Origin of the sequence: Plantibacter sp. Leaf1 (genome assembly GCF_001421315.1) — a bacterium.
GTDB lineage: Bacteria > Actinomycetota > Actinomycetes > Actinomycetales > Microbacteriaceae > Plantibacter.
In genome coordinates this window covers 1254385-1280743 of sequence record NZ_LMJX01000002.1, presented here as the reverse complement: position 1 = coordinate 1280743, position 26359 = coordinate 1254385, and the positions used below count along the sequence as shown (strand labels likewise).

Genomic DNA, 26359 nt, shown 5'->3' with positions numbered 1-26359 from the left:
TCGTCAAGGAAACAGTAGACACGCCGCAGATTCCGGCATATAGTTGTTCTTTGCGCTCCCAGAATCTCTATGCCTTCATATTGCGGTCGGCTGGTGTGCGGGTTCAACCCGCCACATGTTCCTTTCTGGTGAGTAACTCCACTGACGACCAGTAACTCGGCCCCCAACAGGCCTCCGGAGGTTATCCCCTTGGCTGCTGCGCGCAACGCAACCACCAACTCACCCAAGAACGGCCGCGGAGCATCCCGCCTCTCGTTCGCGAAGATCACCGACACGCTGACGGTTCCAGACCTCCTGGCTCTGCAGACCGAAAGCTTCGACTGGCTGGTCGGCAACGACGTGTGGAAGGCACGCGTCGCTGAAGCCACCCAGGCCGGCCGGCAGGACCTGCCGACGAAGAGCGGCCTCGACGAGATCTTCGAGGAGATCTCTCCCATCGAGGACCTCGGCGAGACGATGCAGCTCTCCTTCGCCAACCCGTACCTCGAGCCCGAGAAGTACTCCATCGACGAGTGCAAGGAGCGCGGCAAGACCTACGCGGCCCCGCTCTACGTCGAGGCCGAGTTCATGAACCACCTCACCGGTGAGATCAAGACGCAGACGGTCTTCATGGGCGACTTCCCGCTCATGACGGAGCGCGGTACCTTCATCATCAACGGCACCGAGCGTGTCGTCGTCTCGCAGCTCGTCCGCAGCCCGGGCGTCTACTTCGAGTCGGCTCAGGAGAAGACCTCCGACAAGGACATCTTCTCCGCTCGCGTCATCCCGAGCCGCGGTGCCTGGCTCGAGTTCGAGATCGACAAGCGCGATCAGGTCGGCGTCCGCATCGACCGCAAGCGCAAGCAGTCCGTCACCGTGTTCCTCAAGGCGCTCGGCATGACGAGCGAGGAGATCCTCGAGGAGTTCAAGGGCTACGAGTCCATCGAACTCACCCTCGAGAAGGACACGATCCTCACCAAGGAGGACGCGCTCCGCGACATCTACCGCAAGCTCCGTCCGGGCGAGCAGGTCGCTGCCGAGGCCGCGCGTGCGCTCCTCGACAACTTCTACTTCAACTCGAAGCGCTACGACCTCGCGAAGGTCGGCCGGTACAAGATCAACAACAAGCTCGGACTCGACAAGCCGCTCAGCGACTCCGTCCTGACGAACGACGACATCGTCGCCACGATCAAGTACCTCGTCGCCCTCCACCGCGGAACGGCCACCCTCCCGGGTGTCCGCAACGGCAAGCCGGTCGACCTCCGTCTCGACACGGACGACATCGACAACTTCGGCAACCGTCGCATCCGCGCCGTCGGCGAGCTCATCCAGAACCAGGTCCGCACCGGCCTGTCCCGCATGGAGCGCGTCGTCCGCGAGCGCATGACCACGCAGGACATCGAGGCGATCACGCCGCAGACCCTGATCAACGTGCGCCCCGTCGTCGCCGCGATCAAGGAGTTCTTCGGAACCTCGCAGCTGTCGCAGTTCATGGACCAGAACAACCCGCTCGCGGGTCTGACCCACAAGCGTCGTCTCTCGGCGCTCGGCCCCGGTGGTCTGTCGCGTGAGCGTGCAGGCGTCGAGGTGCGAGACGTCCACCCGTCGCACTACGGCCGCATGTGCCCGATCGAGACCCCGGAAGGCCCGAACATCGGCCTGATCGGTTCGCTCGCATCGTTCGCGCGGATCAACTCGTTCGGGTTCATCGAGACCCCGTACCGTCGCGTCGTCGACGGCCGGGTCACCGAGGACATCGACTACCTGACCGCGATGGAAGAGGACAACTTCATCGTCGCGCAGGCCAACGCTCCCCTGAAGAGCGACGGCCACTTCCAGGAGGACCGCGTCCTCGCCCGGAAGAAGGGCGGCGAGGTCGACCTCATCCCGTCCGAGGAGATCGGCTACATGGACGTCTCCCCGCGCCAGATGGTGTCGGTCGCGACGTCGCTCATCCCGTTCCTCGAGCACGACGACGCGAACCGCGCACTCATGGGTGCGAACATGCAGCGTCAGGCCGTCCCGCTCCTCATGTCGGACTCGCCGCTCGTCGGTACCGGTATGGAGGGCTATGCGGCCATCGACGCCGGTGACGTCGTCACGGCCGACAAGGCCGGCGTCGTGCAGGAGGTGTCGGCAGAGTCCGTCACGATCCAGCTCGACGAGGGTGGCACGCAGACCTACTACCTGCGCAAGTTCGACCGCTCCAACCAGGGCACGAGCTACAACAACCGCGTCATCGTCTCCGAGGGTGCACGCATCGAGGCCGGCGAGGTCATCGCCGACGGCCCCGCCACGGAGAACGGCGAGCTCGCGCTCGGCAAGAACCTCCTCGTCGCCTTCATGACGTGGGAGGGTCACAACTTCGAGGACGCGATCATCCTCAGCCAGAACCTGGTGAAGGACGACATCCTCTCCTCGATCCACATCGAGGAGTACGAGGTCGACGCGCGCGACACCAAGCTCGGCAAGGAGGAGATCACCCGTGATCTCCCGAACGTCAGCCCGGAGCTGCTCAAGGACCTCGACGAGCGCGGCATCATCCGCATCGGTGCCGAGGTCCGCCCCGGCGACATCCTCGTCGGCAAGGTCACGCCGAAGGGTGAGACCGAGCTCTCCGCCGAGGAGCGCCTGCTCCGCGCCATCTTCAACGAGAAGAGCCGCGAAGTCCGCGACACCTCGCTGAAGGTGCCCCACGGTGAAGCCGGAACGATCATCGCGGTCAAGGTGTTCGACGCACAGGACGGCGACGACGAGCTCGGCTCGGGCGTCAACCAGCGTGTGGTCGTCTACATCGCCCAGAAGCGCAAGATCACCGAGGGCGACAAGCTCGCCGGCCGTCACGGCAACAAGGGTGTCATCGCGAAGATCCTGCCCGTCGAGGACATGCCGTTCCTCGAGGACGGCACGCCGGTCGACGTCATCCTCAACCCGCTCGGCATCCCCGGTCGAATGAACTTCGGCCAGGTCCTCGAGATCCACCTGGGTTGGATCGCGAAGCAGGGCTGGAACGTCGAGGGCAAGCCGTCCTGGGCGAAGAAGCTGCCCGCGGCCGCCCACTCGGCGGAGCCGAACACCAAGGTCGCGACCCCGGTGTTCGACGGCGCTTCCGAGGAGGAGATCGCCGGTCTGCTCGATTCGACCAACGTCACCCGCGACGGTGACCGCCTCATCGGTTCCTCCGGAAAGGCCCGTCTGTTCGACGGCCGCTCCGGCGAGCCGTTCCCGGCGCCGGTCTCGGTCGGCTACATGTACATCCTCAAGCTGCACCACCTCGTGGACGACAAGATCCACGCGCGTTCGACGGGTCCGTACTCGATGATCACGCAGCAGCCGCTCGGTGGTAAGGCTCAGTTCGGTGGACAGCGCTTCGGTGAGATGGAGGTCTGGGCCCTCGAGGCCTATGGAGCCGCGTACGCGCTCCAGGAGCTCCTGACCATCAAGTCCGACGACATCCTCGGCCGCGTCAAGGTGTACGAGGCCATCGTCAAGGGCGAGAACATCCAGGAGCCGGGTATCCCCGAGAGCTTCAAGGTGCTCATCAAGGAAATGCAGTCGCTGTGCTTGAACGTCGAGGTCCTCTCGGCCGACGGCACCGCGGTGAGCCTGCGCGACACCGACGACGACGCCTTCCGCGCCGCCGAGGAGCTCGGGATCAACATTTCCTCCAGGTTCGAGTCGTCGTCCATCGACGAGATCTAAGCCTGACCACTGTAGAGACTGACGAAACCTTTCATAGGAGATACATTGCTCGACGTCACAACTTTTGACGAGCTTCGCATTGGTCTGGCCACCGCAGACGACATCCGTGCCTGGTCGCACGGAGAGGTCAAGAAGCCCGAGACCATCAACTACCGCACCCTCAAGCCCGAGAAGGACGGTCTGTTCGGTGAGCAGATCTTCGGTCCTTCCCGCGACTGGGAGTGCGCCTGCGGCAAGTACAAGCGGGTCCGCTTCAAGGGCATCGTGTGCGAGCGCTGCGGTGTCGAGGTCACGAAGTCGTCGGTGCGCCGTGAGCGCATGGGCCACATCGAACTCGCCGCCCCGGTCACGCACATCTGGTACTTCAAGGGTGTCCCTTCGCGCCTCGGCTACCTGCTGGACATGGCGCCCAAGGACCTCGAGAAGGTCATCTACTTCGCGGCCTACATGGTCATCGATGTGGACGAGGACGCACGTCACCAGGACATGCCCGGCCTTGAGAACGAGCTCCGCCTCGAGATCAAGACGCTCGGCGACCAGCGCGACTCGCGCATCGCAGACCGCCTGAAGAAGCTCGAGGACGACCTCGTCGCCCTCGAGGAGGAAGGCGCCAAGAGCGAGCAGAAGCGTCGCACCAAGGACGCCGCCGAGAAGGAGATGAGCCAGACCCGCAAGTCCTACGACGAGCAGATCGCTCACCTCGAGCGCGTCTGGGAGGACTTCCGCAACCTCAAGGTCGGCGACCTCAAGCCCGAGGACTCCGTGTTCCACGAGCTGCAGGACCGCTTCGGCCTGTACTTCGAGGCCTACATGGGTGCCGAGGCGGTCAAGAAGCGCCTGCTGTCCTTCGACCTCGCCGCCGAGTCCGAGCTGCTCCACCACCAGATCGCGGAGGGCAAGGGTCAGAAGAAGATCCGCGCCATCAAGCGTCTGCGCGTGGTCAACTCGTTCCTCATTACCGGCAACTCGCCGGCCGCGATGGTGCTCGACGTGGTCCCCGTGATCCCGCCGGAGCTCCGTCCGATGGTGCAGCTCGACGGTGGCCGCTTCGCGACCTCCGACCTCAACGACCTCTACCGTCGTGTGATCAACCGCAACAACCGTCTGCGTCGTCTGCTCGACCTCGGGGCTCCCGAGATCATCGTCAACAACGAGAAGCGGATGCTGCAGGAGGCCGTCGACGCCCTGTTCGACAACGGTCGCCGTGGTCGCCCCGTCACCGGTACCGGCAACCGCGCCCTGAAGTCCCTCAGCGACATGCTGAAGGGGAAGCAGGGTCGTTTCCGCCAGAACCTCCTCGGCAAGCGCGTCGACTACTCCGGCCGTTCGGTCATCATCGTCGGCCCGCAGCTGAAGCTGCACCAGTGTGGTCTGCCCAAGCAGATGGCGCTGGAGCTCTTCAAGCCGTTCGTCATCAAGCGCCTGATCGACCTGAGCCACGCTCAGAACATCAAGGCCGCGAAGCGCATGGTCGAGCGCAGCCGTCCCGAGGTCTGGGACGTGCTGGAGGAGATCATCCGCGAGCGCCCCGTGCTGCTGAACCGTGCGCCCACGCTGCACCGTCTCGGCATCCAGGCGTTCGAGCCTCAGCTCGTCGAGGGCAAGGCCATCCAGCTGCACCCGCTCGTGTGCGCCGCGTTCAACGCGGACTTCGACGGCGACCAGATGGCTGTCCACCTCCCGCTGTCCGTCGAGGCCCAGGCCGAGGCGCGCATCCTGATGCTCGCGTCGAACAACATCCTGAAGCCGTCCGACGGCCGCCCGGTCACCCTGCCCACGCAGGACATGATCATCGGCCTCCACCACCTCACCACCCTCAAGGAGGGTGTCGAGGGTGAGGGTCGTGCCTTCTCGTCGGTCGCCGAGGCGATCCTCGCGAAGGACCAGGGCTCGCTCGACCTCAACGCCAAGGTGCGCATCCGTCTGACCGACGTGACGTTCGCCGAAGGCACGGGGCCCGAGGGCTACGAGGGTTCCGGCGTCGCACTCGTCGAGACCACGCTCGGTCGCGCACTCTTCAACGAGGCGCTGCCGGCGGACTACCCCTACGTCGAGGACGTGGCGGACAAGGGCAAGCTGTCCTCGATCGTCAACGACCTCGCGGAGCGGTACCCGAAGACGGTCGTCGCGGCCACGCTCGACAACATCAAGGACGCCGGTTTCCACTGGGCGACGCGTTCCGGTGTGACCGTTGCGCTCAGCGACGTCCTGACCCCGCCGAACAAGCGGGAGATCGTCCAGGGCTACGAGAAGCAGGCCGCCAAGGTCCAGAGCCAGTTCGACAAGGGTCTGACCACGGATGCCGAGCGTCGTCAGGAGCTCATCAAGATCTGGACGGAGGCCACCGAGAAGGTCGCCGAGGCCATGCGCGCGAACTTCCCGGCGGACAACACCATCAACCGCATGGTGTCGTCGGGTGCTCGTGGTAACTGGCTGCAGATCCGCAACATCGCGGGTATGCGAGGCCTGGTGAACAACCCGAAGGGTGAGATCATCCCTCGCCCGATCATCTCCTCCTACCGTGAGGGACTGTCGGTCGCGGAGTACTTCATCGCGACCCACGGTGCCCGTAAGGGTCTGGCTGACACGGCGCTCCGTACCGCCGACTCGGGATACCTCACGCGTCGTCTCGTCGACGTCTCGCAGGATGTCATCATCCGCGAAGACGACTGCGGCACGACCAAGGGTCTCGAGCTCGCGATCGCGAACGCCGACAGCTCGGGTGAGCTCGTGCGCGACCCGAACGTGGAGAACTCCGTGTTCGCCCGTTCGCTGGCCGCCGCTGCGGTCAACCCGAAGGGTGAGGTCGTCGCCGAGGCCGGCGAGGACGTCGGTGACGTGCTCATCGACAAGCTCGTGTCGGCCGGTGTCGAGAACATCAAGGTGCGCTCGGTCCTGACCTGCGAGTCGACCGTCGGTGTGTGTGCAGCCTGCTACGGCCGCTCGCTCGCCACGGGCAAGCTCGTCGACATCGGCGAGGCCGTCGGCATCATCGCGGCCCAGTCGATCGGTGAGCCCGGTACCCAGCTGACGATGCGTACCTTCCACACCGGTGGTTCCGCGTCGGCAGACGACATCACGCAGGGTCTGCCCCGCGTGCAGGAGCTGTTCGAGGCGCGTACCCCCAAGGGTGCGACCCCGATCGCCGAGGCCGCCGGTCGCATCACGATCGACGAGAACGACAAGTCGCGCAAGGTCATCCTGACGCCCGACAACGGCGACGAGCCGGTCGTCTACCCGGTGCTGAAGCGTGCGGTCCTCCTCGTCGAGGACGGCCAGCACGTCGAGCTCGGTCAGAAGATCCACGTCGGTGCGGTCGACCCCAAGGAGGTCCTGCGTGTGCAGGGCGTCCGCGAGGTCCAGAAGCACCTCGTCGGTGGCGTCCAGGGCGTGTACCGCTCGCAGGGTGTCCCGATCCACGACAAGCACATCGAGGTCATCGTGCGCCAGATGCTGCGGAAGGTGACCGTCGTCGACCACGGCGACACCGACCTGCTGCCCGGCGAGCTCGTCGACCGCCTGCGCTACGCCGAGCTCAACCGCTCGGCCGTGTCGGAGGGTCGTCGCACCGCGTCGGCTCGCCAGGAGGTCATGGGTATCACCAAGGCCTCCCTCGCGACCGAGTCGTGGCTGTCGGCCGCTTCCTTCCAGGAGACCACGCGTGTCCTCACGCAGGCCGCCATGGAAGGCAAGAGCGACCCGCTGGTCGGCCTCAAGGAGAACGTCATCATCGGTAAGCTCATCCCGGCCGGTACCGGCCTGGCGCGCTACCGCAACGTGACGGTCGAGGCCACTGAAGAGGCGAAGGCGGAGCGTTACCCGAACCGCATCTTCGGTGAGGACGGCGCGTTCAACGAGTCCGACCTGAGCTTCGTCGACTTCGACAGCTTCAGCTCCGACGACTTCACCCCCGGGAACTACAACTAGGGGTTGAACGACTCAACCGGAAGGCCCGCCCTGCATCATGCAGGGCGGGCCTTCCGCCGTTGTGGGGGACGCCCGAGTTGTGCGGGCGGGCCGGGGCCGACATGCTGAGGGGATGAGCGATCAGCCCGAGCAGCCCACCGGTTCCTTCCAGCCCCTGGAACCGGACTCGGCAGCGGCGCAGCCGGACATCCGGTACGGCGCACCGGCGCCGAAGCGGAAGCGGAACCCCCTCGTCATCTGGCTGAGCGTGCTGGCCGCCGTGCTCGTGATCGCGCTCGTCGTCGTCATCGGCCTCCTCGTCGTCGGTCAGGGCGGTACGCCCGCGACGGACGCCACCGGCACGCCGACCGTGACGGCCACCGCGGAGCCGACTCCGGCGCCGACCGCGACGGACGCCGTGCCCGCCGCGCCCGTGCGACCGACCGACTGCACGCAGCTCTTCCCCGCCGGGTACATCGATTCGGTGACCGAGGGCGGGATCCTCGAGCTCAACCCTGCGTGGGCACAGCCGGATCTCGCGACGGAGTTCATCGGGTCGAACGACAACGCGCTCGTGGCCGTCATCTCGGCGAACACCGACCGCCTCAACTGCATCCTCGTCAAGTCGAGTGGCGGTGGGGACCTCGGGATCACGACGAACGTGCTGGTGGTCGACGCCGCCACGCAGACTGCTGCGATCGCGCGGATGAACGAGGCCGGGTTCACCTGCTCCGAGGAGACCGGCGGCACGATGTGCTTCACCGAGACGACCGAGGACGCCGGGACCTACGGGGAGCGCCACTTCCTCCGCGACGGTACGTGGATCGCGACCCGCTGGTCGAACACGTCCATCACCGGCTGGACGCAGACGATCGTCTCCACGCTCTTCCCCGCCTGAGACCGGGTCCCGCTTCGGGCTAGGCGATGCTCCAGTAGTACACGTCCGCGCCGGGGTGCAGGACGGTGATGGCCTCGTCGACGGTGCGGTAGTCGGTGTCGTCGGTGTGCCCGGCGTAGTACACCTGGGTTCCGGCAGCCGTGGTCTCGACCTTGGACACGATGCCCGTGTGGTCGCGGTCGCCGCTGTCGTCCCAGTCGAACTGCACGATGTCGCCGACCTTCACCTGGTCGCGCTGCGTGTCGTCGAGGGCGGTGGCGAGGTCCGGGCGCTCCTCCAGGTAGTTCATGAAGAACGTGGAACTGACCCAGGCCTTCGAGAAGTCGAAGTCCTCGCCCGTCCCCTCGGCCCACCAGTCCTCGTCCATCGTCCACCCGCGCTCGATGAGACTCTGGCTGGCGAAGTTCGCGCAGTCGGTGTCGGGGAGCGAGCCGTATTCGGCGAGGTTGTAGTCGTCCCAGTGCGCGAAGACGTAGGCCATCTGCGTGTCGACGGGACTCATGATGTCGTAGCGGTAGCTCAGCGTGTCGCCATCGATCCGGAGGTCGTCCGCGTACACGGCGATGCCGACGTCGGCAGGGGAGAAGTCCGACGCGGCCGGTACCGCGACGGTCACCTCGGTGCTCGTCGCCGACAGGATCTCGGCCTCTTGTGCGCCGAAGACGACCCGGGTGACGCCGTCCACGTCGACGCCGCTGACGGTCACCGTGCTGCCGCCGGCGACGGGGCCGGTCGTCTCGGAGATCGCGGTGACCGCCGTGGCGTTCACCGTGGACGCGGGGACCGACAGCGCCGGATCGCCGTCCGATTGCGCGGCGGCTTCTGACTGCGGCGAGCCGGTTCCGTTCACCGCGAGCGGCGCGATGACCGCTGTGGCGAGGAGCAGGGCGGCACCGGCAGCAGCACCGGCGACGACGCGGCGTCCGCGGAGGGGCAGGCCGCGGTACCGGGCCGAGAGGCGACGGAGCGGTGAGTGGGCACGGGCGTCGTCGCGCTGGGCGTGGGGGAGCTGCTCTGGCATGGTGCCTTTCCGGGGATGCGCCGTGGGGGAGCGGCGTCGCGGGATCGGCGTTGATCCGACAAGTGTCTGTTGTGAGTCCCACTCAATCGCTCGGAGCTGAGGGGACCGTTTCCGTCGGATATGAATCAGACCTGAATCGCGGCGGACGGGAGTGCCGCGTGCCCGGCGAGCTTGCCGGGCATCGCGTCCCGGTGTTGCTACCGTGGCGGACGGAGCGCCGTGCGGGCGCTCCTGAACAGGCTTCCGCCGAAGGAGTACGCGATGAGCACCCAGAACCCCGAGCCCGGATCGTCGACCGACCCGACCACTCCGGCGGCTGCCCAGACCGCGTCTGGTACCGCCCGTCCCACCACCGCGAGCGGTGACCCCGTGGTCGAGCGCGACATCCTCTCCGAAGACACCGTCCAGCAGGACACCATCACGACGGCGGACGGCGTCGGCGCCGACCCGGTCGTCGAGGACCGACGCGCGGCAGCTCGCAGTGACGCCGAAGCCGGTGTCCGCGAGACGCGCCCGTACCGCCCGCACACCCCGCAGCGCGCGTACTCGAACGTCGATGACGACGACGACACCACGTCCACGTCGACCACTGCGGCGACGTCCCAGCAGGCCGACACCGGCGCGCACCCCTACCCGGCGGCAGCCTACGAGCCGGTCGCGCGCTCCGGAGCGAGCGACACCGCCGCCGCGACGGAGACGGAGCAGCAGCAGGCCTTCCCGCTCTACGTCCAGGCGCCGTCGGAGCCCGAGGTCCGCGGCAACCGCGGCTTCGGCATCCTCATCGGTCTGCTCGGCACCATCATCTTCGCCGGCCTGTACGCAGCCGCCGTCGCGGGTCTCCAGCTCGTCCTCGAGGGCGACGGCACCTTCGTCGAGAACCTCATCACGATCTCCACCAGTTGGCCCTTCCTGCTGGCGACCGCCGGGTTCTTCCTGTCCTGGGTGGTCACGGCCACGATCGTCAACCGTTCCGGCTGGGTGCACTGGGTGCTCGGCGGCTTCATCATCGGACTGGTCGTCTTCCTCGCTTGGGTCGGCGGATTCCTCATCCAGGAGCGCGCGTGGACGCTGAGTGTCGACGAGGTGCTCGCCGAAGTGACCGGCGTCGCGTTCACCTTCGGACCGGTCCTGGCGTTCGTCGTCGCCCGCGAGATCCCCGTCTGGTTCGGCGGCTGGATCGCCGCCCGCGGACGCAAGGTCCGTGAGGCCAACCTCGAGGCCCGCGCCGAGTACGAGCGTGTCCTCGAGGCCGGACCGACCACCGCCCGCTGAGCATGACCGACCGCGAGCGGGAGCACGGGGCACCAGGGCCCTGGTGGGTCGCTCCGTTCGCGGCGATTACTTATGTCGCGCTCGTCGTCTGCGCGTTCGGCTTCATCAGTCTGCTGGCGGATCTCGACGTGGTCACCGATCCGGACGCGGGGCCGCTGACCGGCCCGTTGATGGTCGTCGTGGCCGCACTCGTGGTGCTCTGGGCGATCATCCGCGAGACGCGCCGGACGCCGGTGCGCGTCTCGGTGGGATCGGCCGTCCTGGCCGGGCTGCTCGCGTGGCTCGCCTACGGGGTCAGTGGCGGGATCTTCGATGCGGTGGCGAGTCGGGACGGAGCCGATGCTGCCGCGTTCGCGGTCACGACGCTGACAGGGCCGTTCTCGGTGACCGTCGGGGTGCTCGCCCTCGTCATCGTGCTCGCCGCAGCCGCGGTGGCGACCTCGTCGACCGGCGGCCGGCCGACACCGCGGTGGCCGTGGGAGCACGGCGGCATCTGATCGCGGCGGGCTCACGCGCCGACGCGTCGCTTGCGCGATAATCGTTGCGTTGCTGCCGTCGGCCGACGGCGCCTGGGGAGGAACCACCGATGCGATCACCCGACCCGACCGACACCGGTCTGGAACTCGACCTGGCGGGCACCGCCGACGAGCTCGTCGCGCTCGTCCAGCAAGCGGTCGCCGCCTCCGGTGCGGATGCGCAGACGACCAGGCACTACGTCGCGATCGACGGTGGGACGAACGCCGACATCCGCTTGCGCGTGGTCTCGGTCGACGACCCGGCGCCGCTGCTCGCCTTCGCCATCACGACGGCCCCGTCCGCCCGGGGGACCGCAGCGGCGACCTTCATCCTGCAGCACGGCGTCCAGAAGAAACGACGGCAGCGCACGCTGCTCGGCGAGCAGCCGTTCCTGGCCTTCCTGCACGCGCTGGCCGCGCTCGTGGCCGAGTCGGATCCGGGCGCGTCGGCGACGGTGCGCGTGCACGGCGCGAGGACCGAGCTCGCCCCGATCGCCGCGGAGTCGTCGACCGGCGGGTCCTCCCTGCCCGACGCCGCGCCCTCCGCCACCCCGACCGGTGCGGCGCCCGTCGCCTCCGCGTGGCCGGTCTCCTCCGGTGGCGAGCTCGCGGACGGCACCGATTCCTTCGTCGGTCCTCCGGGAGAGGCGCCGAGCTTCCTCGCGCAGCCGGTCGATGCGCCACCGGCTCCTGACGTGCCGGCGCCCGATGCCCAGGCGGCGCCCCCGGAACCGCCTGCGCCCGCCGTCGCTCCATCGGACCGGGAACCGGAACGTGAGCCGGACGCCGTCCCCGTCGTCGCCGCCCCACCGCTCGGTGCGCCGCAGTTCCGCCAGCCGCCGGCGGCCATCCCGCAGTCGTCGCAGGACGCCTCCTCGACGTCCTCGGTGGCGCCGGAACTCCAGATCACCGTCCCGCCCGGACTGATCGCGTCGGCACCGCCCGGGTCCGACAGGCCTGCGTCGACGTCGAACCCCACGCGGACGCCCGACGGCCCCGTCGCGACTTCCCAGGCCGATCTCGGCGCGACGGTCGTCTCCTCGTCGACGCGGGGCGGCGACTTCGCCCTCGAACTGCCCGACGGCGAACGCATCCGGCTCCGTGGGCCGGTGCTCCTCGGTCGCAACCCGTCGGCGCGTCCTGAGCAGCCCGACGCCGAACTGCGGGCACTCGTCGACCCGCGGATGTCCGTCTCCAAGACGCACACGGCCGTCGTGCCCGGTCGTCGGTCGCTCCGGGTGACCGACCTGCACTCCACGAACGGCACGACGATCACCGACGCGGCCGGCGCCGTCACGGTCTGCCAGCCGGGTGAGGCCTACGTCGTCGAGGCGGGTTCGACGATCGGGATCGGCGAGTTCCCCATCAGGGTGATCGCCGGTTGAAGCGCGGCCGGCGCATGGGGAGTGCTCCCCATCGTCGCGTCGGACGCTCTCGGATACGCTGGTGCCCGGCGGGGCGAACCCCGCTGTCGGTGACCATCGCATGGTCTCCGACTCCGTGACGACCCAAGGGGAACTATGGCCGGGGATCAGCTCTTCGTCGACGTCGAAGCCATTCGGACGATCGCGTCCGGACTGGAGACGAGCGGATACAGCCTGCCGACCGAGGTGGCCGTGGATCTGAGCGGAAGTTCCAGCCCCAGTGTCTCGGGTGCCGCCGAAAGCTTCGCCATGTGGGCGACGGTGCAGACGATGCTCGCATCGGGACAGATCACGAACGCTGCGCAGATCGCCCGCGACGCCGCGGCGACGTGGCAGGAGACGGAAGCACTGCTCGACGAAGGAGCCAACTGATGGGTAATTGGACGAGGGAGGATCCGGGACTTTTCGACGCCGGGTCGCTCGGAACGGCCGCCACCGGCTTGCAGACGGTGGAGACGACGCTCGGCGAGGCCCGGACGGTCACGACCAACTCGCAGGCAGGCATGACCGCGGAGGTGTGGAGCGGAGACGCCCCGGTCACCTGGTCGGCGTCGCTGAACACCCCGGTCGCGACGATCGATGCGGTCACCACCGCACTGAGTGCAGCTCGGACGGCCATCGGTGTGTACTCCGAGACCGTGTCCGGCATCGCCACCCGCGCGACGTCGGTAAAGCAGACCATGTTCGAGTCAAACCAGGTCATCAATCGCCAGTACATGGACCCCGCAGGAGGCCCGACTCCGGAGCAGGCGCAGCACCGTCAGCTGCAGGAGCAGGCGGCCATGGGCGATCTCACCCTCGCCCGCAATGCGCTCGAAGGCCTGGCCGACGAGCGCACCTTGGCCGACAGCACCCTGGTGCTCGCGCTGACCCCTCCGAATGCGACCGCGTGGGAGGCGCAGCGCCAGGCGCTCGCAGCCATCGGCATCACCGACTCCGGCTCGCTGTCGCCGAGCGCCGTGGCACAGGCGATGGCAGAACTCGGGAACCAGATCGCGTCCGGCGACTACTCCGAGACGGACGTCGCGAACCTGCAGACGCTCTACGACCTGTACGGCAACAGTCCGCTGGTCATGGCGCAGATGAACCGCGACATGGGCGGCGAGAACGTCGTCAGCCTCATCGACGAACTCGGCCGTGGCGTGGTGGACGGCAGCGTCCCAGCTGCCGCCGCACTGGCGCTCGCGCAGAGCGTCCGCGGCGGGCTGTCCGTTGGCTCGCAACGTTGGACCCCGCTCACCGGGCAGGAGTTCGCCGAGGAGATGATGGCGAACGCCAGTACGACCGTCGGTGGCGACCCCGCGGCGATCGGCTTCCTGTTCGGCGATCCGACCAACGCACCGATCGGCGTGACCACCACCCTCGCGCTCGCCGACATGATCGACCAGGAGGAGCGCGGCAACTACCACATCTGGCAGGACGGCTCGCCGTTGCCCGGCGGCACGACGCTCGCCCTGCTTGAGGAGGAGCAGACGGGGCTCTCGGGGCTCCGCGTCGTCGACCTCGCCGGCCGTGTCCTGGAAACCCTTGGAGGGTACCCGGACGAGGCGCTCGACTGGCTCACCGACGGCTCCGACGACACCATCTCGGGCGAAGGTTCGCTCGGAGACGCCCGGGTCGACTACTGGTTCGGCGACCGCGACTGGTCGACCTACGACGAGTTCGCGGGCCCGAGCGGTCTCTGGGCCGGCACGCAGTACGCGACCGGCGGCCCCGGTGTCGCGACCGGGCATCCGACCGAGGGAACCTCGGCCGCGTGGAATGATGCGGCTGTCCTGACAGAGAAGATCATGCAGCAGCTCTCGGAGAACGAGTCCTTCAACGGCGAGAACGTGAGCAGCCTCGCGTCGGTGTCGATCGTTCGAGCGCTGACGCCGCAGATCCCAGGGTTCGTCGAGTCCCCGTTGTTCGACGAGACGACCCAGACGCCTCCGACCCAGGAGGTCGCGTTCTTCGGTATCAGCGAGGACACCGGCATCTACGCGAACGTGTCCCAGGACCTGCTGTCCGACATCCTCGGCATCGCATCGAGCGACCCGTACGGTCACACAGCGCTGTCGGGCGTCGTGTCCCAGTATCAGGACGCTCTCATCGGAGCGGCCGGTCAGTTCGACGACGTCTCGGTGCACGGCACCGCCGAACGGATCGCGGTCTTGCAGGGAATGGTGGACGGTGCCGGGTCGGGTGAGCTCCTCGGCGAGGCGGCGCGCCACGATCAGGCGGTCGCGGACGCGATCGACGGACTGGAGACGGTGGTCGGCATGATCCCGGTTCCCGGGCTCGGTACGGTCGTCGGCGGCGTGGCGGGGCAGGTCATCGACACAGCGCAGGGCTACGCGGTCGGTCAGCTCATCGGCTGGGGAGGCGACACCCTCGAGGGTGGTTTCGGGGACACGCACGCCGCTTTGGTGGAGGATCTCGCGGCGAACAAGAACCCGAGCCTGCAAGCGGTCCGGCTGCAGACGGCTCAGTTCGTGTGGCGGCTGGAGCATGACACCCCTGACGGACCGCTCGCAGATGTGCCGGACCCGACCGGCATGAGCGGCTCCGAGCTGCAGAGTTGGTACGACGAACATCTCGACGACCTGCTCGAGGCGCTCGACGAGGAACGCGGCGGTTCGACCTTCGACTCCCTGGCTCGTGCGTACCGGGATGGTTCTGGAGACGCCGAGGGTGACAACGACCCGGGGGAAGGATGACGCGCTCGTCCACTGAGAACAGGGCGGTCCGCCGATTCGGCCGGATCGCCACGGGCCTGGCACTCGTGCTCGGGATCGCGGGATGCACGCCGCAGGGCGGGCAAGCCGCACAGCCGTTCCCAGAGATCGTCTGGGCTGATGGTGAGCCGTCAGGGCCATTCGACGGGGACACCGCCGTGGTCGCCGTTCGCGACGGTCTTGCAGCGATGGCCGTCGCGAGCAATCGCAACGACTTCAGGCTTCCGGAGCTGGTCGCGACCGTCGAGTACGACGTCCGCTCGAACTTGTGGCGGGCCGCCGAGAAGCGCTTGGAGGATGGCGAGTCGACCTTGCTGGCCCCAGGGCCGGCGCCGTTCGAGCCGACGGAAGTCGTTCCCGACGGGGACGGTTGGCGTGTGCGAGGGTGTGTGCTCGACGAGTGGGCGACGCCCAGCGGCGCTCGACCGACCGGCGGGGCGGCTGCGATGGACGCGAGCGGCATCGAGTACCGATTGACGCCGACCGATGATGTCCTGAGAATCAGTGCCGTCATCGTGGTGCCCGCCCTCGACTGCGCGTCGGCGCGCCCGTCCATCGGCATCTTCGACCCCGCACCGGTGCCGTCCGGCGTGACAGACCCGGACGACGTGGAGCGTCCGCTGACTGACAGCCAGACGACGCAGCGTGCCACGCCGAAGTGATGGCTCGGGCGTGGGTGGCGGCCGCAGGAGGACTCACCGCCGTGCTCCTCGGACTCACGGGATGCACTCCGGCGGCGCAACCGACGACGGATCAGCCGTTCCCCGGGGTGATCTGGGCTGACGGCGAGCCCTCGAGTGAGTTAGACCAGGACGCCTGGGTGCAATGGGCACGGACGGCGCTGACCGCACTCGCCGTCGCGCAGAACCGCAACGACTTCGCGCTGCCGGAGTTGGTCGAATCGTCGACCTACGAGGTGCGGTCCGCCGCGTGGCGCGGCGCGCGGGATCATGTCGAGTCCGGCGAACGGACCGATGTGCACCCTGGGCCGCAGCCATTGGAGCCGCAGAGCGTCGAGGTGTCCGCGGACGGTCGGAACGCGAGTGTCCAAGCCTGTGTCGCGCTCGACTGGTCGTCGACGCAGGGCACGCCTCCGGACTCGTTCGACACCGCCGGAGCGGAGTACCGACTCGAACGGACCGACGACGGCCGAACCGTCCTGGACGCCATCGTCGGCTTACCGAACCTCGATTGTGCGGCTGCAGAACCCGCTGTCGGGCTCTTCGATCCGGCGCCTCAGGAATCTCCGGTGACGAGTGTCGATCAGATCGTCCGCCCACAGACCGACTGATCCTGCGAGGCTCTCGGACACGGCGCACGCCGGATCGTGGCCCGTCCGGGCGCTCGCTAGGCTGATCGAGGTCGCGCCGAGCGGCCCGCACCTCCAAGGGGACCCTGCATGCGCATCAAGCTGACGTTGACCAGGCCGTCGGGTTCGTCCGCCGACATCGTCGTGACCACCGATGCGGCGGCGAGCATCGCCGAGGTCGCGTCGACGATCGCACGCGTCGACCCGCAGGGGCCCGACTCCGCCAACGCCGACTTCACCTTGCACGCCCGTCTGCCGGGGTCGACCGAGACCCTCCCGCTCCCGCCCGAGGCACCCATCGGTGAGGCCTGGGTGGGCTCCGGTGCCGTCATCGAACTCGCCGACGCCGGGGTCTACTACTCCGCGGCGCGCACGGGCCAGGCGCCCGCCGTCGCCGTCGTCCGCGTCCTGTCGGGCGACGACGCCGGCCGTGAGTTCACCCTGCCGGCCGGCAGCTGGACCATCGGGCGCGAGGCGAGCTGCGATGTGGTCCTCGACGACCCGCTCGTCTCCAAGCGGCACGCGCGGCTCGAGGTCGGCGGCGAGATCGAACTCGTCGACCTCGGCGCGGCGAACGGCATCGTCGTCGACGGCGGGATCGTCCCGCGGCTCAAGGTGGTCGAGCCGGAACGCGTGCTCATCGGCGACACCGAGGTCGAGATCGGCTTCGCCGGGACCGTCGGTCGCGCCGGTGTCGTCCCGAAGGCCGGGCCCGTCTACTTCAACCGCTCCCCTCGGGTCGAGCAGCGGTACGCGGGGGAGACGTTCCCCGCCCCCGAGCCGCCGACCGAGCGCGAGAACCAGCCGTTCCCGCTCCTCGGCATGCTCACGCCGATGCTGCTCGGTGGTGCGATGTACTTCTTCACGAAGAACCCGTTGTCGCTCATCTTCATCGCCATGACGCCGCTCATGCTCATCGGCAACTACTTCACCGGCCGAGGTCGGAACAAGCGCAAGCTCAAGCAGCAGATCAAGATCTTCGACGAGCGGCTCGAATCGCTCGGCAAGCAGCTCGCGGCGGAGCGGGAGATCGAGCACGACGTCCGCATGCGCGAGGCGCCGTCGACCTCGGAGGCGCTGAAGCACGCCCTCACCCGCGGCCCGCTGCTGTGGACCCGCCGCCCGGAGCACTGGTCCTTCCTGAACCTCCGGCTCGGCGTCGGCACCATGCCGTCGCGGAACGAGGTGTCGGCGAAGGCGCGCGACAGCTTCCTGCCGGAGTTCCAGGAGCGACTTGAGAAGCTCAAGGACGAGTACGCCACGGTCGCCGACGTCCCCATCATCGACAACCTCTACGACGCCGGCGCACTCGGTATCGCCGGGTCGCCGCAGACCGCCGGCGGCGCCGTGAACGGCATCCTCGTGCAGCTGACGGCGCTCCACTCGCCGGCCGAGGTCGTCGTCGCCGCCATCGTGTCGCCCGCCTGGTCGAACGCCCTGTCGTGGGTGAAGTGGCTGCCGCACGCCTCCTCGTCGAACAGTCCGCTCGACGTCGGTCACCTCGCCGACAGTGTGTCGAGCGGCAACCAACTGCTGGCGGCCATCGAGGAACTCGTCCAGACCCGGCTCCAGGCGGCCCGGGCTGGGGACGCGCGCCGCGGTGCCATCTCCGAGAAGCAGGCGGCGCAGGAACGCGGCGCCGACATCGGCACGAAGAGCTCGAACGACACCGGCACGAAGTCGCCGATCCCCGCGATCGTGCTCCTCATCTCCGACGACGTCGGCGTCGACCGCGCGCGGCTCGTCCAGCTGGCGGAGATCGCCGCGGACGCAGGCGTCTTCCCCATCTGGATCGCCGACGAGGTCGTCTCCCTGCCGGCCGCCTGCCGCACCTTCCTGCGGGTCCCCGAAGCCGGAGCAGGCGTCGACGCACCCGCGACCGTCGGCATGGTCCGACTCGGGTACTCGGTCGACGACGCCCGTCCGGAATTCATCGACCCCGTGACGGCGCTCGACTACGCCCGGCGCATGGCCTCGGTGATCGACGCGGGCGCCCTCGTCGAGGACTCGAGCGACCTCCCGCGTTCGGTCTCGATGGTGACGCTGCTCGGCTCGGAGCTGACGACGTCGAGCGACGCCGTCGTCGACCGCTGGCGGCAGAACTCCTCGATCCACGACCGCACCCCCGGGCTTCCGCCGAAGCCCCGCCGGGCCGGCCAGCTCCGCGCGACCGTGGGCTCCGGTGGTGTGGACGCCATGCACCTCGACCTCCGCTCCCAAGGCCCGCACGCGCTCGTCGGTGGGACGACGGGTGCCGGGAAGAGCGAGTTCCTGCAGGCCTGGGTCCTCGGGATGGCGGCGGAGTACAGCCCCGACCGCGTCTCGTTCCTCTTCGTCGACTACAAGGGCGGTTCGGCCTTCGCCGACTGCGTGACCCTCCCGCACTGCGTCGGCCTCGTCACCGACCTCAGCCCCCACCTCGTCCGCCGTGCCCTGACGAGCCTCCGCGCCGAGCTGCACTTCCGCGAGCACCTGCTCAACCGGAAGAAGGCCAAAGACCTGTTGGAGCTCGAGAAGCGCGGCGACCCGGACTCGCCGCCCGCCCTCGTCCTCGTCATCGACGAGTTCGCGGCGCTCGTCGGCGAGGTCCCGGAGTTCGTCGACGGCGTCGTCGACATCGCCCAGCGCGGTCGGTCCCTCGGCATCCACCTCATCATGGCGACGCAGCGCCCGGCCGGTGTCATCAAGGACAACCTGCGCGCCAACACCAACCTCCGGGTCGCCCTCCGCATGGCCGACGAGTCGGACAGCCAGGACGTCGTCGGCGTCAAGGACGCGGCGCACTTCGACCCCGGCGTGCCCGGCCGCGGCATCGCGAAGACCGGGCCAGGACGCTTGAGCATCTTCCAGTCCGGGTACGCCGGCGGGTGGACGAGCGACGAACCCGAACGCTCCGACATCGAGGTCCGCGAACTCCGGTTCGGTGGCGACACCCGCTGGGAGGAGCCGCGAGCCGCGGACGCCGAGGAGGAACGAGACCTCGGCCCGACCGACCAGCAGCGGCTCGTCGCCAGCATCATCGCCGCCGCCGACCGCGCGTCGATCCCCGCGCCGCGGCGACCATGGCTCGACGAGCTGGCGCCCGTCTACGACCTCAGCAAGCTCCGGCAGCGGTCCGACGCCGAACTGCTCATCGGCGTCGCCGACCTGCCCGACTCGCAGGAGCAGCGACCCGTGTACTTCCGCCCGGACGTCGACGGCCACATCGCCGTCTTCGGCACCGGTGGTTCCGGCAAGAGCACGGTCCTGCGCACCCTCGCGACGGCAGCCGGCATCACGCCGCGCGGTGGGCCCGTCGAGGTGTACGGCCTCGACTTCGGCGCGGGGAGCCTGCGCATGCTGGAGGCGCTGCCCCATGTCGGTTCGATCATCCCCGGTGACGACCAGGAGCGGGTCATCCGGTTGCTCCGGCACATCAAGGAGATCATCGACGACCGCAGCGTCCGGTACGCGGAGGCGAACGCGTCCTCCATCACCGACTACCGCCGGGTCTCCGGCCGGAACGACGAGCGCCGGATCCTGCTGCTCGTCGACGGGTTCCAGTCCTTCCGGCAGGAGTACGAGACGACTCTCGGGCTGTCCTCCTGGTACACGCTGTTCCAGCAGCTCATCACCGACGGTCGCCAGCTCGGCGTGAACATCGCGTTCTCCGCCGACCGGCCGGGGTCCGTGCCGACGAACATCAGCGCGGGTGTGCAACGCCGCGTGGTGCTGCGGCTGGCGGACGAGACGGGGTACCAGCTCCTCGGCGTGCCGAAGGACGTCCTCGGGCCGGAGTCGCCCGCCGGACGCGCGATCGTCGACGGTCTCGAGGTCCAGGTGGCCATCCTGGGCGGCTCGCCGGTGCTGTCGGAGCAGTCGCTCGCGACCGTCAAGCTCGCCGAGGCGATGTCGAGGGCCGGCGCCACGGTCACGGCGCCACCGATCGGCGCGCTCCCGAAGGAGATCGAAGCACGCGAGCTCCCCGACCGCGTCGGCGACCGCCCGACGCTCGGCATCGGCGACGCCGACCTCGCGCCGCTCGGCTTCGACCCCTCCGGTGCCTTCCTCGTCGGTGGCCCGCCCGGGAGTGGCCGCACGAACGCCGTCGCGGCGCTCGTCGGTGCCATGCGCCGCTTCGACCCGGCGACCCGATTCGTCTACTTCGGTTCCAAGCGCTCGGACCTGCTCCGCGAACTGCGGTTCGACGAGTCGGCCGTCACCCCGGAGACGATCGTCGAACAGGCGAAGGCGTTGTCGGCGGCGATCGCGGCGGAGACGGTCACCACGCGCACCGTCGTCGTCATCGAGACGATCTCCGACTACCTCAACGGCATCGCCGACCCGCCGCTCGTCGAGCTGATCAAGGCCATCAAGCGCAGCGACCACCTGGTGATCGCCGAGAACGAGGTGTCCGGCTGGTCGTCGTCCTGGCCACTCATGGGCGAGATCAAGAGCGCCAGGCGCGGCATCCTCCTGCAACCGGAGCAGATGGAGGGCGACCTCGTCCTCCGGACCACGTTCCCGCGGCTCGCCCGCAAGGACTTCCCGCCCGGGCGCGGGATGTACGCGAACCGTGGTGCGCTGTCACGCGTGCAGGTGCCGATCGCCCCCGAGTTCCCGCTCGTTTGAGGGCCGACAGACACCGGCGGGGAGGGCATGGGGAGTGCTCCCCATGTGTTCCCGACAGGCGTTGTGGTTACATGATGAAGGCACCGACGGTGCCGGTGACCACAACGAAGGAGCAAGAGACATGGCCAACATCAACGTCAACTACAGCGAGATCAAGCAGGCCGCCGTCAACCTGACGACGGGCAAGGGCGAGGTCGAGACGACGCTCAACCGCCTGCAGACCCTCATCAACAACCTCGTGTCCTCCGGGTTCCAGACCGACACCGCGTCCGGCACCTTCAACGAGACCTACACGGCCTTCACGCAGAGCGCGACGGTCACCATCCAGCACCTCGACAAGCTGTCGGGCTACCTCAACAACGCTGTGACCACGCTCGAGCAGACCGACGCGGCGCTCGCCGCCGGCGCCGGCCAGTAGTCACCACCGTCGGCTTCGCTCTGCGCGCCCTCCCGACACCTCGTCGGTGAGGGCGCGCGGTCGTTGTCGAGCCTTGAACCGACGAACCGACGAGGAGCGAGCCGTGTACGGCGACACCCAGCAGATCAGACTCCGGGCGACCGAGCTCCGGGCCCTCGCGACCGAGGTCCGAGGCAGGGCGGGCGAGCTGCGATCCGCAGCCGAGCTCTCGTGGACCTCGACAGCCGCGGACACCTTCGTCGAGCAGCTCGGCACCCGGGCGGTGTCGCTCGAGACCTCCGCGACGCAACTCGACGACGCCGCGACGAAGCTCGACGAGCACGCGACCGCGGTCGACCACGTGAAGCAGATGATCGAGGACGCCGCCCGCTGGGTGGGCGACCGCTGGAACGACGCGGTGAACCTCGTCTCCGGTGCCGTCGAGACCGTGAAGGACGGGGCCGCGAAGGTGTTCGAGTTCTTCGGCCAGGAGGTCCCGGACTTCCTCGTCCACCAGGCGAAGGACATCGTCGCCTCCACCCCGTCGCTCCCCAGCCCCGGCGATCGCGGCTGGCTCGATCTCGCCGACCTCTACCGCAGCCGAGGATGGACCCCCTGATGACCACCACGCGCACCCGGCCGGCTCCCGCCGCCGCCGCGTTCCTCCTGTCCGCCGACGAGCTGCACGTGCTCGAGCACCGGACCCCGCACCTCGTGCTGCCCCACGCCTTCCACACCGAGTGGGGCTCCGAGGTGTCACCAGACGAGATCCGCGAGCGCGAGCTGCGAGCCGTCGCCCGACTCCGAGAGCGACGACTCCTCGCCCACGGCGACGGCGGCGTTCCAGACGACCTCACGGCCGACGTCGATCCCGATTTCGCCGCCTTCCTGTCGATGCCCCAGTTCGCGACGGCGGCCGTCGACTCGTCGTGCTGGACCTTGGACCGGACGGCGATCCAGTCCGTCTCCGTGATCGGCGCGCATGCCCTGGCGTTGTTGCGGACGCAGCGGGTCGATCACTCGGATGCCTCGCTCGCGGAGCACGGCACGGCCGCACGCGATGAGGACGCGATCGAGATCCGCGCCTTCGACACGGCCGGGTTGGCACAGCAACTCCTCCGACCACTCTCCGCGCTGCACGACGTCCCCGACTCCCGAGGCCGCTCGACGGACGTCGTCGTCCTCCCGCTCGCCGATGCCGAGGCGCTCGTGCTCGCCCTCCGCCAGGACCGACCCGATGTCGTCGGCGCGGTCGTCGAGCAGCTCCACAGTCCGCAGGCCGCGTCCCTCCTCGGTGGACTCGCCAAGCGCATCGACGGTGGGTTCCGGCTCGACGCGCTGTCCCGGCTCGGAAGTCCAGCACGCCGGTGGACGGACACCTGGCTCCGGAGCTCCGACGGGTGGGTGGCCGTGACGGTCGACACCCCGGACATCGATCCGTCGCGCACGGATCCGACCGCCGTCGCCGAGGCGAGCCGGGTCTCGCTCCGGGCGGTTCGGCGCGCGGACATCGTCGCCGAGGTGCTCACCATCGCGGCCCAGATCCAGGGAGCACGGGCATGAGCGACATCACGGTCTCCGGAGGCACAGGCGGCGTCGGCGCGAAGCTCGACGACATGCGTCTGCAGGCCCAGCAACTCGCCACGCTCTCGAACGAGCTCATCGGCCGCTCCGGGACGGCCGCCGCGAAGGCCGTCGACGGCGATCTGCTCGAGTCGATGCTGCTGTCCCCGATGACCGGGGCGGCGGCGGAGGGCGCCATCGTGCTGGCCTCCGGTTCCCTGCTGCTCGTCGCGACCGAGACCGGCGTCTCTGCCGTCTTCCTCGAGGGCGCCGTGGTCGCGTACGAGACGGCCGACCAGATGATCGCCGCGGCGACGGTCGCGCTGCACAACGGTGTCGCCTTCGTGATCGGCGTCCTGGCGGTGCCGGTGGGCCTCGTCATCGCGGCGGGCGTGGTGGTGGTCGGTGGGGCGTGGATGCTCACCGTCGCCGGTGTGAACGTCGTCGTCGAGGGGGTCGACTCGCTGGTGGAGGGCGCCCAGCAGACGCTGGATCAGATCGGCGACAACCCCTGGTTGTTGCTGTCGCCCGCCGGAGTCGCCGCAGCGTTCGCGACCAACTCGGTCTCCGCCTACTCGCCGCAGGAGGTCGTCGACCGGACGGCGGCGACCTACGCCGACGCGCTGTCGAGGCTGCAGGACCTCGCCCCGGTCGCGGCTCAGGCCGCCAACGAGTGGTTGGGCGAGAACGCCTGGATCGCGGACATCCTCACCGACGGTGCCCCGGGTCTCCTGGCCGGCCTCACGTTCCTCCCCGGCCTGGTCCCCGGCTTCAACGGGCTCATGTCGGTCCTCACCGGCCAGGGCTGGCCGCCGCTCACGTATGAACAGGCGATCGCGGCCATCGCCGGTGGTGGCGGCCGGTTCGGACTCTTCGAGGACGGCCAGGGCGGCCTCGCCATGGACCCGGACAACCCGACGCAGCCGCTTGCCGTGCCTCGGGACCGGACGGTCACCGACCTCGGTGACCTCATGCAGGGCTCGGCCGACATCGACCAGGGTGAGGAAGAGCTCAGCAACATCCGCGTGATCCAGTCGGCCGGACCGCCGCCGAGCTGGATCGTGCAGATCCCGAGCACGCAGGTCTGGGACCCGCACGGCGGAGCGATCTCGAACGACCTCACCTCGGACATCGCGGCCATGCAGGGCGGACAGACCGCGCTCAGTCAGGCGGTGAAGGACGCGATGGCTGCGGCCGGCATCTCGCCGACGGACCCGGTGATGCTCGAGGGCTTCAGTCTCGGCGGGATCACGGCCGGGCTGTTGGCCTCGGATCCTGATCTCGGGTACAACGTCACCCACGTCGTCACCGCGGGTTCACCGATCGCCCGGTTCGACATCCCCGACGACGTGCAGGTCCTCTCGATGGAGTTCAACGAGGACCCCGTCGCGCGTCTCGACGGGCAGGGGAACCCGGATTCGGCGAACTGGACGACCGTGCAGGGTGATGCACCGAGACTCGGCGGCGTGAATCCGGAACAGCAGGATCCAGGGATCGCGGGTGCCCACAATGCACAGCGGTACGAGATCATGGCGGATCAGACGACGTCGTCGGGAGACCCGAGCGTCGAGTCGTACCTGGACTCGGCGAGTGGCTTCTTCAGCGGTGATCAACAGGTGACCGACTACAGTCCTACGCGGAGATGATCGAATGCGGCCTGCCACCGGGTCGCCCCTCCGCAGCCCGTTCCGACCGTGAGGCCCTCCATGCGCATCAGTACCATCGTCCGATCCGGGGCCGTGTCGGTCGTGCTGTTGGGGCTCCTCACCGCTTGCGGGACCGGAGCACCGACGGCGCAGCGGAACCCGACCCGCAGCCCTGAGCGGCCCCTGGCGGCCGTCGAGGAAGCGGTCGCGGAGGTCCCCGGCGCCGACTTCCGTGCCGCCCGCGCCTGGGACGGCACGACGGCCTACGTCACCGCGACGCTCTCGGCCACCGACGCGTTCACCGGCGACCCCGGCGCCCTGGTGGACTACTCCCTCGCGCAGCTCGCCTCGCAGGACGAGCTCGACCGCGGTCGGTTCGTGCGGTTCGCGTTTGACGCCCCCGGGCAGACCGTCGAGTCGACGATCGCGATCCTCGCGACGCTGGACATCGCGTCCGAGCAGTACGCCGGCGGTGATTCCGTGGAGCTGTCCAGCTCCGACCTCGACGCCCGGTACGGATCCTGGCCAGGCGAGGTGCCGACCCTCCCCGCTGCGTTGGGAGGCACGGGATGACGACGATCGAGACGCCCCGATCCACCCACGTCCTGCGGAGCGAGGGCCGCACCGACACCGGCCTCGTCCGACGGCTCAACGAGGACGCCTTCTACGCGGGCGCTCCGGCCTTCGTCGTCGCCGACGGCATGGGCGGGCACGAACGCGGCGAGGTCGCCAGCCGGGAGGTGGCCGCCGCGCTCGAACGGGGCATCCCGGTCGGCACCCCCACGACGACCGAGGCGGTGGTGACGACGATCGTCGCGGCCAACGCCGTCATCCGGAGCATCCCGACACCGAACGGGGTCATCGGCACGACGGTCGCGGGTCTCGCCCTCGTCGCGCTGTCCCCGCAGACCGATCTGCACTGGATGGTCTTCAACGTGGGGGACTCCCGGGTCTACACGTGGACGGACGGCGTGCTCCGGCGGATCACCGTCGACCACTCCGCCGTCCAGGAGCTCATCGACGCCGGTTCCCTGACCGAGGCGGAGGCGCGTGAACATCCCGACCGCAACATCGTGACGAAGGCGATCGGCGTCGAGGCCGGCATCGACCCGGACGTCTGGTTGCTCCCGGTCGCCGGACGGCAACGGTTCCTGCTCTGCTCCGACGGGCTCACCGGCGAGCTCACCGACGAGGGCATCGCCGAGGTCCTCTCGCAGGGCTTCGAGGGTGCCGCAGACCGCCTCGTGGAGCTCGCGCTCGCTGCCGGCGGACGCGACAACGTGACCGCGCTGGTCGTCGATGTCGTGTCGACCTCGCTCATGTCCAGCGGGCCCGGCTACGATGACGCGGGTGGTCTCGGGTATCTTGAAGAGACGATGCCGCGAGGCTAGAGGAGTGG

The 26359-nt window shown here is 68.9% G+C and carries 18 protein-coding genes; 17 read left to right on the top strand and 1 reads right to left on the bottom strand.

All coding sequences use genetic code 11. From position 1 onward, the window contains the following. Positions 1–189: 189 nt before the first annotated feature. The 3 genes from rpoB to ASE44_RS08225 all read left to right on the top strand — a co-directional run bounded on the left by rpoB (position 190) and on the right by ASE44_RS08225 (position 8485). Positions 190–3681: a DNA-directed RNA polymerase subunit beta gene (gene rpoB / locus ASE44_RS08235; RefSeq protein WP_056008244.1), complete on the top strand. Its 3492-nt coding sequence runs from the start codon at positions 190–192 to the stop codon at positions 3679–3681. 45 nt (positions 3682–3726) lie between these two features. Continuing rightward, positions 3727–7608 carry a DNA-directed RNA polymerase subunit beta' gene (locus tag ASE44_RS08230; RefSeq protein ID WP_056008241.1) on the top strand — a complete coding sequence of 1294 codons (3882 nt, stop codon included), beginning with the start codon at positions 3727–3729 and terminating at the stop codon, positions 7606–7608. 112 nt (positions 7609–7720) lie between these two features. Beyond that, positions 7721–8485, top strand: coding sequence for a hypothetical protein (locus ASE44_RS08225; protein WP_056778796.1), 765 nt, complete (start codon positions 7721–7723; stop codon positions 8483–8485). Positions 8486–8504: 19 nt separating this feature from the next. Here ASE44_RS08225 and ASE44_RS08220 read toward each other — a convergent pair whose 3' ends face one another. Further along, positions 8505–9506 carry an amidase domain-containing protein gene (locus ASE44_RS08220; RefSeq protein WP_056778795.1) on the bottom strand — a complete coding sequence of 334 codons (1002 nt, stop codon included), beginning with the start codon at positions 9504–9506 and terminating at the stop codon, positions 8505–8507. A 261-nt stretch (positions 9507–9767) separates the two neighbouring features. Here ASE44_RS08220 and ASE44_RS08215 point away from each other — a divergent pair, with 261 nt between their 5' ends. The 14 genes from ASE44_RS08215 to ASE44_RS08150 all read left to right on the top strand — a co-directional run bounded on the left by ASE44_RS08215 (position 9768) and on the right by ASE44_RS08150 (position 26351). Beyond that, positions 9768–10778 carry a hypothetical protein gene (locus ASE44_RS08215; RefSeq protein WP_056778794.1) on the top strand — a complete coding sequence of 337 codons (1011 nt, stop codon included), beginning with the start codon at positions 9768–9770 and terminating at the stop codon, positions 10776–10778. 2 nt (positions 10779–10780) lie between these two features. Further along, the gene (locus tag ASE44_RS08210) at positions 10781–11275 is read left to right on the top strand and encodes a DUF6121 family protein (protein WP_056778793.1); all 495 of its coding nucleotides are present in this window, start codon (positions 10781–10783) and stop codon (positions 11273–11275) included. A gap of 89 nt (positions 11276–11364) precedes the next feature. Then, positions 11365–12678 (top strand): FHA domain-containing protein, encoded by a 1314-nt coding sequence (locus tag ASE44_RS08205; protein WP_056778792.1) that lies wholly within the window; start codon positions 11365–11367, stop codon positions 12676–12678. A 135-nt stretch (positions 12679–12813) separates the two neighbouring features. Next, positions 12814–13089: a hypothetical protein gene (locus ASE44_RS08200; protein WP_056778791.1), complete on the top strand. Its 276-nt coding sequence runs from the start codon at positions 12814–12816 to the stop codon at positions 13087–13089. Then, a complete protein-coding gene (locus tag ASE44_RS08195) occupies positions 13089–15416 on the top strand; it encodes a hypothetical protein (protein WP_056778788.1) in 2328 nt (775 codons plus the stop codon). Before ASE44_RS08200 ends, ASE44_RS08195 begins: the two co-directional genes overlap by 1 nt. Before the next feature lie 206 nt (positions 15417–15622). Continuing rightward, positions 15623–16096 (top strand): hypothetical protein, encoded by a 474-nt coding sequence (locus ASE44_RS08190; protein ID WP_157579825.1) that lies wholly within the window; start codon positions 15623–15625, stop codon positions 16094–16096. A gap of 158 nt (positions 16097–16254) precedes the next feature. Next, complete coding sequence (locus ASE44_RS08185; RefSeq protein WP_157579824.1) at positions 16255–16725, top strand: hypothetical protein; 471 nt, start codon at positions 16255–16257, stop codon at positions 16723–16725. Positions 16726–16833: 108 nt separating this feature from the next. Next, positions 16834–21354 carry an FtsK/SpoIIIE domain-containing protein gene (locus ASE44_RS08180; protein ID WP_056008217.1) on the top strand — a complete coding sequence of 1507 codons (4521 nt, stop codon included), beginning with the start codon at positions 16834–16836 and terminating at the stop codon, positions 21352–21354. Between the two features lie 121 nt (positions 21355–21475). Further along, on the top strand, positions 21476–21772 hold the full coding sequence (locus ASE44_RS08175; RefSeq protein WP_056008215.1) for a WXG100 family type VII secretion target: 297 nt from the start codon (positions 21476–21478) through the stop codon (positions 21770–21772). A 46-nt stretch (positions 21773–21818) separates the two neighbouring features. Then, positions 21819–22370: a putative T7SS-secreted protein gene (locus ASE44_RS08170; protein WP_327078809.1), complete on the top strand. Its 552-nt coding sequence runs from the start codon at positions 21819–21821 to the stop codon at positions 22368–22370. Next, the gene (locus ASE44_RS08165) at positions 22370–23314 is read left to right on the top strand and encodes a hypothetical protein (RefSeq protein ID WP_056008210.1); all 945 of its coding nucleotides are present in this window, start codon (positions 22370–22372) and stop codon (positions 23312–23314) included. The genes ASE44_RS08170 and ASE44_RS08165 overlap by 1 nt, the downstream gene beginning before the upstream one ends. Continuing rightward, positions 23311–24960: a hypothetical protein gene (locus ASE44_RS08160; protein WP_056008207.1), complete on the top strand. Its 1650-nt coding sequence runs from the start codon at positions 23311–23313 to the stop codon at positions 24958–24960. Before ASE44_RS08165 ends, ASE44_RS08160 begins: the two co-directional genes overlap by 4 nt. Before the next feature lie 60 nt (positions 24961–25020). Beyond that, the gene (locus ASE44_RS08155) at positions 25021–25533 is read left to right on the top strand and encodes a hypothetical protein (protein ID WP_056008204.1); all 513 of its coding nucleotides are present in this window, start codon (positions 25021–25023) and stop codon (positions 25531–25533) included. Continuing rightward, a complete protein-coding gene (locus ASE44_RS08150) occupies positions 25530–26351 on the top strand; it encodes a PP2C family serine/threonine-protein phosphatase (protein ID WP_056008201.1) in 822 nt (273 codons plus the stop codon). The genes ASE44_RS08155 and ASE44_RS08150 overlap by 4 nt, the downstream gene beginning before the upstream one ends. The last annotated feature ends 8 nt before the right edge of the window (positions 26352–26359 follow it).

Coding starts and splice junctions, on each gene's coding strand:
- ASE44_RS08205 (WP_056778792.1), top strand. CDS start 11,365: ATGCGATCACCCGACCCGACCGACACCGGTCTGGAACTCGACCTGGCG.
- ASE44_RS08175 (WP_056008215.1), top strand. CDS start 21,476: ATGGCCAACATCAACGTCAACTACAGCGAGATCAAGCAGGCCGCCGTC.
- ASE44_RS08215 (WP_056778794.1), top strand. CDS start 9,768: ATGAGCACCCAGAACCCCGAGCCCGGATCGTCGACCGACCCGACCACT.
- ASE44_RS08155 (WP_056008204.1), top strand. CDS start 25,021: ATGCGCATCAGTACCATCGTCCGATCCGGGGCCGTGTCGGTCGTGCTG.
- ASE44_RS08150 (WP_056008201.1), top strand. CDS start 25,530: ATGACGACGATCGAGACGCCCCGATCCACCCACGTCCTGCGGAGCGAG.
- ASE44_RS08195 (WP_056778788.1), top strand. CDS start 13,089: ATGGGTAATTGGACGAGGGAGGATCCGGGACTTTTCGACGCCGGGTCG.
- ASE44_RS08180 (WP_056008217.1), top strand. CDS start 16,834: ATGCGCATCAAGCTGACGTTGACCAGGCCGTCGGGTTCGTCCGCCGAC.
- ASE44_RS08200 (WP_056778791.1), top strand. CDS start 12,814: ATGGCCGGGGATCAGCTCTTCGTCGACGTCGAAGCCATTCGGACGATC.
- ASE44_RS08190 (WP_157579825.1), top strand. CDS start 15,623: ATGGCCGTCGCGAGCAATCGCAACGACTTCAGGCTTCCGGAGCTGGTC.
- ASE44_RS08165 (WP_056008210.1), top strand. CDS start 22,370: ATGACCACCACGCGCACCCGGCCGGCTCCCGCCGCCGCCGCGTTCCTC.
- ASE44_RS08210 (WP_056778793.1), top strand. CDS start 10,781: ATGACCGACCGCGAGCGGGAGCACGGGGCACCAGGGCCCTGGTGGGTC.
- ASE44_RS08220 (WP_056778795.1), bottom strand. CDS start 9,506: ATGCCAGAGCAGCTCCCCCACGCCCAGCGCGACGACGCCCGTGCCCAC.
- ASE44_RS08160 (WP_056008207.1), top strand. CDS start 23,311: ATGAGCGACATCACGGTCTCCGGAGGCACAGGCGGCGTCGGCGCGAAG.
- ASE44_RS08225 (WP_056778796.1), top strand. CDS start 7,721: ATGAGCGATCAGCCCGAGCAGCCCACCGGTTCCTTCCAGCCCCTGGAA.